Consider the following 11855-nt stretch of genomic DNA (forward strand, 5'->3'; position numbering starts at 1 on the left):
TGGTGCAAAAGGACTTGGAAAGGACTACGTTGATATTCTTTCTCCTGAAGCAACGCAACATATTTTGTACGGTGATAAGCCAGGCAGTGATGGGCATATGTGGCCGGGACAGGAGGGGAAGACCGTTTTTCCTAAAAGTTGGTCAGGAGATAAGATTGTTGACGCGGTCGGCGATATCACGACATCTACGAGCACTAAGTGGTACGCGCAAACTGGAATCGGTGGGGCTTATACAGCTAAAGGAGATACTGCTAAATGGGTTGCTTATGAAACTCGTGATGGCGTGCGAATGTGAGTTGTATATCAGTCGGCTACAGGAAAGATTGTTGCTGTATTTTCTGATGATGCTCCAATTCCACCTTGCAAGCCAGTTAGGTAGGATTTATGTTTGCAAATCGTATCGTTAAGTTTGGAAAAAATTTGAAGGTCGATTAAGTCCCGATCTTCTCCAAGGAGCCTTGGATTATGTCGCGTATAACGAAGAGAGCCTAGCCTTTGAGATTTTGTGCGATCATATTTGCGAATATGATATTTCAATAACGGACGAAGAATATAGAGAGGCTGTTCTGCTGGTTCTAGATATGGGGCTTGATTTAGATGAGGGGCCATTTAAGCACCTGCTGGGGTTGACTATGCAGACTAGGATATAAATATGTCTATCGTTCGGGAGGGGGGTGTTGTCACTGGTGAATATTCAGGCTGGAAAATTTTTGTTGCTGATGATCGTGATGGCGACACTGGTGGGTATTATATTTACTTGAAGAAAAGTGATGCTGAGGGGGTTGACTACTGGTTCGAGCATGAGGCAGGGCTTCGAGCCCAGTTAGTTGATTTTGAAGTGGAATGGATGTATTAGTAGATTAAACCAGAGTAATTTTTAATTTGCCTTTGGTGCAAAAGGGGCTGCGTCCAAGAATGCGAATGCAACAAGCATGCTTACGGATTCGGAAGCCGCTGCGCTGATCGAGAGAAATGTAATAGAAGGAACGACTAAGGGAGCTGTACCAAAAGTGCTGGCAGAGGGAGAGGTAGGAGGACAGACCTTCCAAGATGTAAATCAAACTTCTCGTCCGCTTAATGAGGCGGACCCAAAAATACCTTCTTTGATCACGGATAGGATTGCAGATAAAGCTGCTACGAATCCTGGCAAGCTTTATCCAAACGGAAATATGAAAGATGCCCACGCTGAAATCGGTGTGATTCAGCAAGCATATAGCTCTGGCAAAACCGCTGGAGCGGACATGTCTATGACAGTCGCAGGAAAGGATGTATGCGGATTCTGCAAAGGTGACATAGCCGCTGCCGCAGAAAGGGCTGAGTTGAAATCTTTAACCGTAAGAGCTATAGATGATAAGACAGGACTTCCGAAAAGTTATTACTGGGAGTCAGGCATGAAGTCTATTAAGGAGAAAAAATAGATGATAATCGGAGGGTATAAACTTAGTCCTGGTCTCGGTAGATTACAAATCCCTCTTGTTCATCAACCGTCTATGGAAGATGTTGAGTCCATTATATGTGAATATAGTAAGTTCGATGGCGTTGTTTCGTTGTCTATTACCCCCGAGCCTGAATCGGGTCCTTACGAAATCATTCTTTATGCTGATTCGGGAAGTTATCTTTTGATGTTGAATCAATGCTTGGATGATGGTGAACACGTTGTGCGTACTCTTAATAATGCCTCGGCTGGAACAGAATTGATTGAGGTTCTGGGTGATTATTATCAGGCGAGTTTGATTACAAGAGATATAGGGGTCGTTATTTCTTGTTTTCAGGAGTTCTTGAATTTTGGTAATGTGAGCTCGTCAGTGTTGAGTTTTTAGTGTAAAAAAATTTCTAGTGGAATAAGGAAGCGGCTGGGGAACGGGGACGGGTTTATTTAGGTTTAAGTGGAATGTGAAAAAGTCCTGGTGCTGGTTGACAATCGCCTGAATCTGCTGGCCGACAACAACATTATCAACAAATCCATCGGCACCATCCACGGTGGTGACGTCACACTGACGGCCAATTGGAGTACCATCTAGTCAGCTAAAATTATTCAATTATTCAATTAGTTGATTGGGGAAGTTGGATGGGGTGGGGGATGGTTTTTGGAGGCTTCTAGGGTTGATGATATGAAAGGCGTTCTGGTTGAGTATCTTTCAAATGATAAGATTGAAGAGGGTGAACGCTATTTTGAGAGTGTCTCGAATTTGTTTTCTGAATTTATCCGTTTTGAATGTTTGGGGGATATTTGTTTTTATCGGCGTGAAATCGCCAAAGCAATAGAATACTACGAGTCCGCTACACGTCTGGCGCCAGATCGAGCGATTGTGAGATATATTTATCTCGCCGGAGTGAAAAATGAGAGTATGGATATGTCTATCGTTCGGAAGGGTATTGTTGTCACTGGCGAATATTCTGGCTGGGAAATTGTTGTTGCGGACGACCGTGATGGCGACACTGGCGGGTATTATCTTTACTTGAAGAAAAGTTATGTTGAAGGGTTTGACTACTGGTTCGAGCATGAGGCAGGGCTTCAGGCTCAGCTAGCTGATTTTGAGGTGGAGTGGATAGTTTAATAAGTTAATTTGCATGGCTGTTATTTTGCCGTCCGGGAAAAAGGGGACAGATTTATTTGATTTTATATGAACGGTGGAAAAGTATCGGTGCTGATACTAGGAGGTGAAATGGATTTTTTACAGTCTTATCAGAATGGATGTGTTGATTTTTTTTTTTTTTTTGCTCCAAATAAATCGGTCCACTTTTTTCTTAGATTTGAACCTTTAACTGGATATTTTGGTGTTATGCGAAGTGGGAAAATAAATACCTTCTTCAGGCCTGACGGTGACGCCGCTGCGCGGTTAAAGTGTTTTAAGGATCAATTATGATCGATAAAAATTTTTGTGAAGTATCTTCAAATATATTAACTCGGCTTGGTTTTGGTAATGAAACGATCGCGTCTTTAATTCAGAAGTGGAAATTTTTTATCGAAGAGTGCGAGAGTGGGTACGCTTGGGATTATTCCGAGTATCGTATTGAGATTAGAGTGAGGTGGTTGCTGCAGAATTTGCTGAATAGCCCAGAAGTTTGTAAGTTTCCTGAGTTTAAATGCTTTTTTGATGAACTATTTTCCCTTGATGAGAGATTTAGATTGTTATTGCAGTCGGGGAGGGCTGTGGTTGAGGGGGATAATTGGTGGGATAGAGGGGTGTTGGCCCGTGCTGGAGAAGAATATTGTCACTATATGGAGGGGGCTCACGGGATCTTAGTGGAAAATTCGGATAGTTAAGATGTGGCAAGAAAGGAAAAAGTTGGCGGATGTATTTGATTTGAGATAAACGGTGAAAAAAGTTGGGGCCAGTGTTGATGCTGGGAAGTGAGATGGATTGATTTTTTATGATTTTATCAAAATGGATGTGTTGATTTTTTCTCGAAATAAATCTGTCCCCTTTTCTTGAAATTAAAGCCATGTATTTGGTGCCAGAGAGTTGATGGAAATAAAGGCGGGACAGACAAGGAGTTGTTGATTTACTGGATGGAGGGGGGAGGATTTAATTTTTAATCGAAGATAAATCTGTAAAATTTTTCTCAGGTTAGGAGCGCTTTAGGAATGAGTGGGAAGGAAATGGATAAGTCTGCATTTGATCGAGTTTCGCTGGTGTCGGCGTTGGAGAACCTTGTGGTTTTTATCATGTGCGGATTTTTATTGATTGTTGGTGGAAGCTTCGCAATAGATTTGAGTAAGAGTCTGCCTGACTGGTATTCATCTTTGGTACAGGAACCGGTTTCAATTGCCTACTTTTTTATCCTGAGTTTGCTAGGTCTTGTACTGACCGGTTTGGTGACATTGGGTGGCAGTAGGGATTGCAGCGGTAAGTGGTGGTTTGAGTATCTGATACTTGCTATCGGGCGAGCCGGGATCAGTTGTGGATTTATCGCCAGCGGAATGCTGTTAGGCGTTGGAGCTGGGCTCTTCGTGATCACCCGTGGTTCGGCTGGAAGTGAATTGTCGAATAATGCGACGCAGTTCATGAAGTTGGGGGTGTTTTGTTTGTCAATAGCCTATGCGATCACTGTGTTGATGCTCAATCTTATCAATCAACGCAAGGATCATAATTTCAAGGTGGATGCCTTGGGCTTTTTCTATCTTTTAGCGTTGACAGCTGGCTGGTTTTATTTAGATGGAGACGTCGATTGGAAGGGCGTTGGGTGCTGTCTAGCATTACTGATCTTCTATTGTTTTGTTGGTCGCGTCTGGCTGAGAGAACATGCGGCTGAAAGGCCAGTTGAGCGCAATGCCTGAAGCGAGAGTTGGACAGCGCTTGAGCGAGTCAGCTAGGGGGCGTTTGACCCGGTAATTAGCTATTCTGGCAAAGGGGAAATGGGGTTAAATCAGGATTTATTATTTGATTTTTTAATTGAGATCTGATTCCGTTTTTTCTCATGGTATGGAAGCAACAAGGCAGGGGATATGAGAATTTGATTTTTGGTGCTTTGGTAAATAACAGCTTAAAAGTAATTATGGTGGCTCAGTGAATAAGGCTGGAAGATGAGTGAAAAAATAAAACTTTCGAAGCCTAAGCAACTGCTTGATCTCGACCAGTTATTACCTGGTGGGGGTGAAAACAGGTTTGAGCTTTTTTATTCGGGAACAACTTTAGATTTGGATGTTTTTTATGACGCTGAAGACCTTAGTCTTGGTGAAGTAAAAAAGAGTATCCGCTTCCTAGGAGTGACGTATTTTTTTAAACAGCCATTTCCTGGGTATAGTTTCTTTAGCTTTAAAGAAGATAGTGATATTTCAACTCTTGGGTCTCTGGTTGAATATGGGTACTCAGGCATGATAGTAATGCGGCAGGGAGAGGAGCTTTCAAGTGAAGACAAACATTACAGGCTTTTTTTGCATTCTGTTGGAGCTGCGTTATATGTAATTGCAGCGTCAGTAGATATTTGAGTTTTTGAGATGATTAGATTGTGAAAAAGGAAGGGTATATTTAATTTTAGGTTAATGGTGAAAAAGCCCTGATGCCTTTGCTGTACCTGTCCCAGGCCGACAATCACCCGACGCACCACCAACAACCTACCGTTCCCAAGTCAAATCACCATGAAAGTCCCTTCTTTAATCAACGAATGAATTTGACATACACAAGCTCGGAATCATCCTCATCCAGGTTTTCAATCCTCCCACTTGGCACAAACCCCGCCTTGGCAAGCATCGCCTGCGAAGCCATGTTGGATTCATTGGTCGAAGCAAACAGCTTGGTTGTTTTACACGCCGCTTTGGCCGCTGCCAGCAGACGCAGCGCGATGCCCTGACGCTGGTGTTCCGCTGATACCACTACCAACGTCACAAAGCCGTGATTGAAAAAGTCATGGGTGAGGACCAGGTAGCCCGCGCACTGTCCCGCTTCTGTGGCTACCAGGCACTGCTGGCGAATCACGGCGTCATTGATGAAGACGCGACGACTGGGGTGGGCCGTTGCGTAGCTGTCGAGTTCGATCAGTGCATGCACATCGTCGGGTGTGGCCTGGCGGATGAGTCCGTTCGTGTTCATTGGGTGGCTCTGTCTTTGGTCATCTGAGGCATTCCCAGCACTCGATTCAATTTGGCATCAGTCTAAGGCATAGCGATTTCTACGAAACCCGGGGCGATTCTCATCGAGCTACGGTTTTTAACAACTCTTCACTTTTAGCGTGTGGATGTCCCAAAAAACAAAGTGCTAATTTGCGCATTTTTCGGGGCGATGGAACGGTGTGAACATGCTGAAGGAAGTGGCCGTAAAACGGCCGTGCTCATTTATTTTCATCATGGCTTTTATTGCGTTGGCGGTACTGCAATACAAACCCGCGGTACTCAATTACACCACGCGCTTTGTCGACTTTGCCCAGTACATGCTCCAGCATGGGGTGACGCTGTTTCCCATCGCTGATGACCTGCAGCCTTATCCCGATTATACGGTGATGAATACAATCATCGTTTATCTGGTGTCCCTGCCATTTGGCCGTATTTCCATCCTCTCGATGGGTTTCCCTTTTTGCGTTGCCGCCGCCTTGATGCTGGTGTTCATCTATAAGCTAGGTGCGTTGCATGACAAAAAATGGGGCGCCTATGGCGTCGTATTCGCGTTGTTCACCTGGTCATTCCTGGACGGCGTAAATTCCCTGGCGCTGGATGTCTACCCGGCGCTGTTTACGGTGATGTGCTTTTATCTGGCCTATGCGGGAGAAGTGCACAAGCAACGTTTCCGCTTGCTGCTTGTATTGGCAGGGCTCGCCCTCGGTTTTGCATTTCGTGGACCGATTGGCCTGATTGGCCCCGCCAGTGTCGTTGCCTCTTACTATCTGTTGAGTCGGCAGTGGCGCATGTTGGTGGTGTTCAGCTTGCTGGCGGGGCTGGTCCTGGCTACCGATGTTGCCGTGCTGGCGTGGGCTGCCTACTTGCAGGGTGGCGAGGCTTTTCTACACGAGGTATTGGTGATGCAAGGGCTGGGGCGGTTTGGCAGTGACCATGCACCCCGGTATTACTTTTACTTCTCGGCAGGTTTGCTGACCTATGGTGTAACGGCTTTCATTGCGGTGAGCGTTATCCTCAGGAAGGGCAAGCACTTCTTTGAGAGTACGCCTCATCCGGCCACGAGCATGCTCCTGTATCTCACTGGATGGCTCGTTGTCGTGATCGTACTGTTCACGATCCCGAGTTCGAAGAAGGCGCGTTACATACTTTCAATCACGCCAGCTATTTCGTTGTTGGCGGCCTACATTTTCGTGGATCGCAGCCAACTCTTCGCCAGAACCAGAGAAAGGTTGCTGAAGTTTTGCTTGAACCTGCCCGTTGTAGGCTTGGGGATGCTGCTGTTTGCCTTTGTTCATGGTCTTTATGCCGAGACGCCACTTCAGCCGAATTATCTAGGTGTGTTCACCGGCTTGATGGCTTTGGTTGCGATACGGCCTTGGATGGAGTCACGTCTCTGCACGCACCGACATCGTGAGTTCACGATCTGTGTTTTTGGGGCTATCGCCTTCCTGACCCTGGATATGTTTTTCTTCAACCCGATTACTTACCACCTGGAGCTGGCCGCCGAGCCCACACCCAAGTTCCTGCCTTATTGGTTCTGGTGAGGCGTTACTCCATGTCGATATCAGGCATCGAGGCGCCGTTATGAGGCTATTTTCGCGGCTTCCATGCCGCGTACTGTGACCTGTCATTAGGAAATGATGATCGCCTGACCCATGAGTCAGTACGTCTCAATGCCGATCACAGAGAACAAGAAAAACAATGAATAGCCTGAGTTCAAAGGATTCGAACAGCCAGTTGGCGCAGGGCTTCAAGCCGCGTCATGTGACCATGCTCTCCATCGCCGGCATTATCGGTGCGGGGTTGTTTGTCGGTTCGGGGCATGCGATTGCAGCGGCGGGGCCTGCGGTGATGCTGGCCTACCTGTTTTCCGGGCTGCTGGTAGTGCTGGTCATGCGCATGCTGGGGGAGATGGCGGTGGCCAATCCGGACACCGGGTCGTTTTCAACCTACGCCGACCAGGCCATCGGGCGCTGGGCCGGGTTCACCATCGGTTGGTTGTATTGGTGGTTCTGGGTGTTGGTGATTCCCATCGAGGCCCTGGCCGCCGGGCATATCCTGAACCAGTGGTTCCCACAGATCGACGCTTGGCTGTATGCCTTGCTGTCGATCTTTTTGTTGGTGGTCACCAATTTGTTCAGTGTCTCCAAGTACGGAGAATTCGAGTTCTGGTTCGCCATGGCCAAGGTCGTCGCGATCATCGGTTTTATCGGCGTGGGGTTCGCCGTGTTGATGGGGTGGATTCCCGAGCGCGAGGCCAGCGGGTTGAGCACGCTGATGGCGCAGCACGGCGGTTTTGCACCGAATGGTTTGTCGGCGGTGGTCGGCGCCTTCATCACCATCATGTTCAGTTTTATCGGCACGGAAGCGGTCACCATCGCGGCGGCCGAATCCAGCAACCCGGCACAGAACATCGCCCGGGCCACGCGTTCGGTGATGTGGCGTATCGGTGTGTTCTACCTGTTGTCGATCTTCGTGGTCATTTCCGTGGTGCCGTGGAATGACCCGTTGCTGGCGTCGGTCGGCTCCTATCAGCGAGCCCTGGAGTTGATGAACATCCCCCATGCCAAGCTGATGGTGGATATGGTGGTGTTGATCGCCGTGGCCAGTTGCATGAACTCGTCGATCTACATTGCGTCGCGCATGCTGTTTTCCCTGGGCAAGCGCGGCGATGCGCCTGCCCTGATGAAAAAGACTTCGACGGCCAGTGTGCCCAGGGCGGCGGTGATCGCCAGTACGATCCTGGGGGCAGGGGTGACCTTGTTCAGCTACTTCATGCCGGCCGGGCTGTTCCAGTTTCTGCTCGCCAGTTCAGGCGCGATTGCGTTGTTGGTGTACCTGGTTATCGCCGTCTCACAGCTGCGCATGCGCAAGGTGCTGCGCCGCCGTAATGTCACGCTGACGTTTGAGATGTGGCTGTTCCCTTGGCTGACTTGGCTGGTCATCGCGTTTATCTGCGCCGCGCTGGCGACGATGATGGCGACCCCCGAACATCGTTTCGAAGTGTCGTCGACCATTGGCTTGGCCCTGATGGTTGCCTTGGTCGGGTTGATCACGGCCAAGCACCCCGAGCCGACGCGAGTGCCTGCTCCCTCACGGCCCTGAATGCCCGACCGGCATTGTGTCAGCCCTGGGGCTGCACAAAATCTTCCTCGAAGTGTTCGTGCTCGCCGCGTGTTTCACCCTGGCGGCGTAGCACTTCCATTTGGCGCAGTTCCACGCGGCGGATTTTGCCGGAAATGGTCTTGGGCAGTTCGCTGACGAACTCGATCCGCCGCACCCGTTTATAGGGCGCCAATTGCTCACGGGCGAAGGCCAGGATGTGCCGGGCCAGTTCGGCGTCGCCGGCGGCATCATGGGCCAGGATCAGGAACGCCTTGGGGACGGCCAGGCGCAAAGGGTCGGGGCTCGGTACCACGGCGACTTCCATTACCGCTGGGTGTTCGATCAATGCGCTTTCCAACTCGAACGGGCTGATGCGGTAGTCGGAGGCTTTGAACACATCGTCGGCGCGCCCCACAAAGGTGATGTAACCGTCGGCGTCGATCTGTGCGGTGTCGCCGGTGCGGTAGTAGCCGTCGCGCATCACTTCTGCGGTTTTCTCCGGGCTGTCTTCGTAGCACAGCATCAAGCCGAGCGGGCGGACCGCCAGGGGCAGGGCGACTTCTCCCTCGGTGCCGGGCTGGCCGTCGGGATCAAGCAACGCCACCTGGTAACCCGGCAACGGGCGTCCCATGGACCCCGGTTTGAGCACCTGGCCCGGCGTATTGCCCACCAGGGCGGTGGTTTCCGATTGGCCGAAACCGTCGCGCAGCGGCAAGCCCCACGCCTGTTGGATCTGCTCGATGATCTCCGGGTTCAGCGGCTCACCGGCGCCCACCAGTTCGCGCAGGCTCAGGCGCGGTTGGTAGCTGGCCAGGTCTTCCTGGATCAGCATGCGCCATACCGTGGGCGGCGCGCATAGGCTGGTGACGCCGTAGCGTTCCAGCGCGCGGAGCAGAACCGGCGCGCTGAACCGTGCGACGTTATGGATAAAGATGCACGCCCCGGCATTCCACGGCGCGAAGAGGCAACTCCAGGCATGTTTGGCCCAGCCCGGTGACGAGATATTCAGGTGCAGATCGCCCGGTTGCAGGCCGATCCAGTACATGGTGGACAGATGGCCCACCGGATAACTCTGGTGACTGTGCAGCACCATTTTCGGTTTTGAGGTGGTGCCGGAGGTGAAGTACAGCAGCATCGGGTCAGTGGCTCGGGTTTGGCCTTCGGCCTCGAACGCCTCGGGGTATTCGAAAGCCGCACTGTGCGCGATCCAGCCTGAAGGCGGCGAGCCCACGCAGATGCGGCTGCAGCCGTCAGCCAGCCCCGCGAACTTGCCGATATGGGCTTCGCCGACCACCAGGTGGCGAACCTGCCCACGCTCGATACGGTCACGCAAGTCATCGGGGTTCAGCAGTGCAGTGGCGGGGATGACCACGGCGCCGAGCTTGAAGGCGGCGAGCATGGTTTCCCACAGCGCCACATCGTTGCCGAGCATCAACAGGATGCGCTCATCACGACGCACCCCAAGGGCACGCAAGTGGTTGGCCACTTGATTGGATCGTGCCGCCAGTTGCGCAAAGCTGTAGCGCTGCTCGCTGCCGTCTTCTTCGACGATCCACAACGCATTGGCCGAATTGCCCTCGGCCATGGCATCGAAGTAATCCAAGGCCCAGTTGAATACGTCCAGCTGCGGCCAACGGAAATCCCGGGCGGCGGTGGCGTAGTCAGTGCGGTGAGCGAGTAGAAAATCCCGAGCGGCCAGGAAGGGCTGGGTCATGGTGGCTGTCCTTAATTATTGTTGTGGGGACTGGCCTCGGCTGAACCGAGAGGCTGGACCGAGTATAGGCACGCATAAATCAGAGCAGAACGCTCAAAAACACCACTGCGTTGTGCAAAAAAGTCATGGGTGGCGACAACACTGAGGTGTGATTGACGGGTAATACATAAAAGTCCAATATGGAATTATAAGTACAAAAAAGTTGCTTCACTTCGTTCTTCACTCTTGCCAAACCAACAACAACTTGCGAGAACACGACCATGAAGAAACGCTCCCTCGTCGCAGCCCTGGCCTTAGGCCTGATCGCTTCCAGCCACCTGCTGGCCGCCGAGAAAACCCTGCGCATCGGCATTGAAGCGGCTTATCCGCCGTTCGCCTCCAAAACCGAGGAGGGCAAGATCGTCGGGTTCGACTACGACATCGGCAACGCGTTGTGCGCGCAGATGAAAGCCAAATGCGTGTGGGTGGAGGGTGAGTTTGACGGTCTGATTCCTTCCCTCAAGGTGAAGAAAATCGACATGGCGTTGTCGTCCATGACCATCAATGAAGACCGCAAGAAGTCGGTGGACTTCACCCACAAGTATTACTTCACCTCGTCGCGCCTAGTGATGAAAGACGGCGCAGTGGTGGACGACCAGTACGCCAGCCTCAAGGGCAAGACCGTCGGCGTACAACGCGCCACCACCACCGACCGCTACGCCACCGAGGTGTTCGAGCCCAAGGGTATCAACGTCAAGCGCTACAGCAATAACGAAGAGATCTACATGGACTTGGCCGCAGGGCGCCTGGATGCGATCTTCGCCGACACCATCCCCCTCAACGACTTCCTGTCGATGCCGCGCGGCAAGGGCTACGCATTTGTCGGCCCGGAACTCAAAGACCCGAAATACGTGGGCGAGGGTGCCGGGATCGCGGTGCGCAAGGGCAACACGGCGCTGGTCAGCGAGCTGAACGCCGCCATTGACGGCATCCGCGCGAATGGCGAGTACCAGAAGATCTCGCAGCAGTACTTCAAGTCCGACATCTACGGCGACTGAATACGGGCCTGAAAACGGCATAGACCGATGTGGGAGCTGTCGAGCCTTAGCGAGGCTGCGATGCAGGCGCTGCGGTGTAGCAGGTGGACCGAGGTGATCCTATCGCAGCCTCGCCAAGGCTCGACAGCTCCCACAGTTATTCGTGGTGTTCCCTCGGTTCTTCAATTCTTTCAGACGCCATGGCCAGCACACTTGAGTACAGGCCTGAAAACGGCATAGATCGATGTGGGAGCTGTCGAGCTTTAGCGAGGCTGCGATGCAGGCGCTGCGTTGTAGCAGGTGAACCGAGGTGACCCTATCGCAGCCTCGCCAAGGCTCGACAGCTCCCACAGTTATTCGCGGTGTCTCGTCAGCTCTTTCAGGCTCCATGGCCAGCACATTGGAGTACAGGTCTGAAAACGGCATAGATCGATGTGGGAGCTGTCGAGCTTTAGCGAGGCTGCGA

The 11855-nt window shown here is 51.4% G+C and carries 13 protein-coding genes and 1 pseudogene; 12 read left to right on the forward strand and 2 right to left on the reverse strand.

The features are described from left to right. Positions 1 to 10: 10 nt before the first annotated feature. The 9 genes and pseudogenes from ACRESD_RS17590 to ACRESD_RS17630 all read left to right on the forward strand — a co-directional run. Positions 11 to 379: pseudogene (locus ACRESD_RS17590) on the forward strand (EndoU domain-containing protein); the annotation flags it as partial. Between the two features lie 79 nt (positions 380 to 458). Continuing rightward, on the forward strand, positions 459 to 650 hold the full coding sequence (locus tag ACRESD_RS17595) for a MafI family immunity protein (protein WP_431752079.1): 192 nt from the start codon (positions 459 to 461) through the stop codon (positions 648 to 650). Between the two features lie 2 nt (positions 651 to 652). Continuing rightward, positions 653 to 856: a hypothetical protein gene (locus ACRESD_RS17600; protein ID WP_431752080.1), complete on the forward strand. Its 204-nt coding sequence runs from the start codon at positions 653 to 655 to the stop codon at positions 854 to 856. Positions 857 to 932: 76 nt separating this feature from the next. Beyond that, a complete protein-coding gene (locus ACRESD_RS17605; RefSeq protein WP_431752081.1) occupies positions 933 to 1418 on the forward strand; it encodes a cytidine deaminase-like fold-containing protein in 486 nt (161 codons plus the stop codon). Then, positions 1419 to 1820, forward strand: a complete 402-nt coding sequence (locus tag ACRESD_RS17610; protein ID WP_431752082.1) for a DUF6911 family protein — start codon at positions 1419 to 1421, stop codon at positions 1818 to 1820. It begins immediately after the preceding gene. Between the two features lie 291 nt (positions 1821 to 2111). Then, positions 2112 to 2558 carry a tetratricopeptide repeat protein gene (locus ACRESD_RS17615; protein WP_431752083.1) on the forward strand — a complete coding sequence of 149 codons (447 nt, stop codon included), beginning with the start codon at positions 2112 to 2114 and terminating at the stop codon, positions 2556 to 2558. Positions 2559 to 2863: 305 nt separating this feature from the next. Further along, positions 2864 to 3268: a hypothetical protein gene (locus ACRESD_RS17620; protein WP_431752084.1), complete on the forward strand. Its 405-nt coding sequence runs from the start codon at positions 2864 to 2866 to the stop codon at positions 3266 to 3268. A gap of 336 nt (positions 3269 to 3604) precedes the next feature. Next, positions 3605 to 4282 (forward strand): hypothetical protein, encoded by a 678-nt coding sequence (locus ACRESD_RS17625; protein ID WP_431752085.1) that lies wholly within the window; start codon positions 3605 to 3607, stop codon positions 4280 to 4282. 246 nt (positions 4283 to 4528) lie between these two features. Then, positions 4529 to 4933, forward strand: a complete 405-nt coding sequence (locus tag ACRESD_RS17630) for a hypothetical protein (RefSeq protein WP_431752086.1) — start codon at positions 4529 to 4531, stop codon at positions 4931 to 4933. A 169-nt stretch (positions 4934 to 5102) separates the two neighbouring features. On the opposite strand, the gene ACRESD_RS17635 is transcribed toward ACRESD_RS17630, so the two are convergent. Then, positions 5103 to 5534 carry an N-acetyltransferase family protein gene (locus ACRESD_RS17635; RefSeq protein ID WP_431752087.1) on the reverse strand — a complete coding sequence of 144 codons (432 nt, stop codon included), beginning with the start codon at positions 5532 to 5534 and terminating at the stop codon, positions 5103 to 5105. 199 nt (positions 5535 to 5733) lie between these two features. Between ACRESD_RS17635 and ACRESD_RS17640 the strand changes: the two genes are divergently transcribed. After that, a complete protein-coding gene (locus ACRESD_RS17640; RefSeq protein WP_431752088.1) occupies positions 5734 to 7098 on the forward strand; it encodes a hypothetical protein in 1365 nt (454 codons plus the stop codon). 157 nt (positions 7099 to 7255) lie between these two features. Beyond that, complete coding sequence (gene gabP, locus ACRESD_RS17645; protein ID WP_431752089.1) at positions 7256 to 8659, forward strand: GABA permease; 1404 nt, start codon at positions 7256 to 7258, stop codon at positions 8657 to 8659. A 19-nt stretch (positions 8660 to 8678) separates the two neighbouring features. Here gabP and ACRESD_RS17650 read toward each other — a convergent pair whose 3' ends face one another. Beyond that, positions 8679 to 10373, reverse strand: a complete 1695-nt coding sequence (locus ACRESD_RS17650) for an AMP-binding protein (protein ID WP_431752090.1) — start codon at positions 10371 to 10373, stop codon at positions 8679 to 8681. Positions 10374 to 10633: 260 nt separating this feature from the next. On the opposite strand from ACRESD_RS17650, the gene ACRESD_RS17655 reads away from it, so the two are divergent. Further along, entirely contained in the window at positions 10634 to 11410 is a 777-nt protein-coding gene (locus tag ACRESD_RS17655) for an ABC transporter substrate-binding protein (protein WP_431752091.1), read from the forward strand. Positions 11411 to 11855 lie beyond the last annotated feature (445 nt).

It is taken from the genome of Pseudomonas sp., assembly GCF_050739995.1.
GTDB lineage: Bacteria > Pseudomonadota > Gammaproteobacteria > Pseudomonadales > Pseudomonadaceae > Aquipseudomonas.

Bases quoted from the DNA above. Each gene is read 5' to 3' on its own strand.
- ACRESD_RS17650 (WP_431752090.1), bottom strand. From the start codon at position 10,373: ATGACCCAGCCCTTCCTGGCCGCTCGGGATTTTCTACTCGCTCACCGC.
- gabP (WP_431752089.1), top strand. From the start codon at position 7,256: ATGAATAGCCTGAGTTCAAAGGATTCGAACAGCCAGTTGGCGCAGGGC.
- ACRESD_RS17620 (WP_431752084.1), top strand. From the start codon at position 2,864: ATGATCGATAAAAATTTTTGTGAAGTATCTTCAAATATATTAACTCGG.
- ACRESD_RS17655 (WP_431752091.1), top strand. From the start codon at position 10,634: ATGAAGAAACGCTCCCTCGTCGCAGCCCTGGCCTTAGGCCTGATCGCT.
- ACRESD_RS17625 (WP_431752085.1), top strand. From the start codon at position 3,605: ATGGATAAGTCTGCATTTGATCGAGTTTCGCTGGTGTCGGCGTTGGAG.
- ACRESD_RS17600 (WP_431752080.1), top strand. From the start codon at position 653: ATGTCTATCGTTCGGGAGGGGGGTGTTGTCACTGGTGAATATTCAGGC.
- ACRESD_RS17635 (WP_431752087.1), bottom strand. From the start codon at position 5,534: ATGAACACGAACGGACTCATCCGCCAGGCCACACCCGACGATGTGCAT.
- ACRESD_RS17615 (WP_431752083.1), top strand. From the start codon at position 2,112: ATGAAAGGCGTTCTGGTTGAGTATCTTTCAAATGATAAGATTGAAGAG.
- ACRESD_RS17610 (WP_431752082.1), top strand. From the start codon at position 1,419: ATGATAATCGGAGGGTATAAACTTAGTCCTGGTCTCGGTAGATTACAA.
- ACRESD_RS17630 (WP_431752086.1), top strand. From the start codon at position 4,529: ATGAGTGAAAAAATAAAACTTTCGAAGCCTAAGCAACTGCTTGATCTC.
- ACRESD_RS17605 (WP_431752081.1), top strand. From the start codon at position 933: ATGCTTACGGATTCGGAAGCCGCTGCGCTGATCGAGAGAAATGTAATA.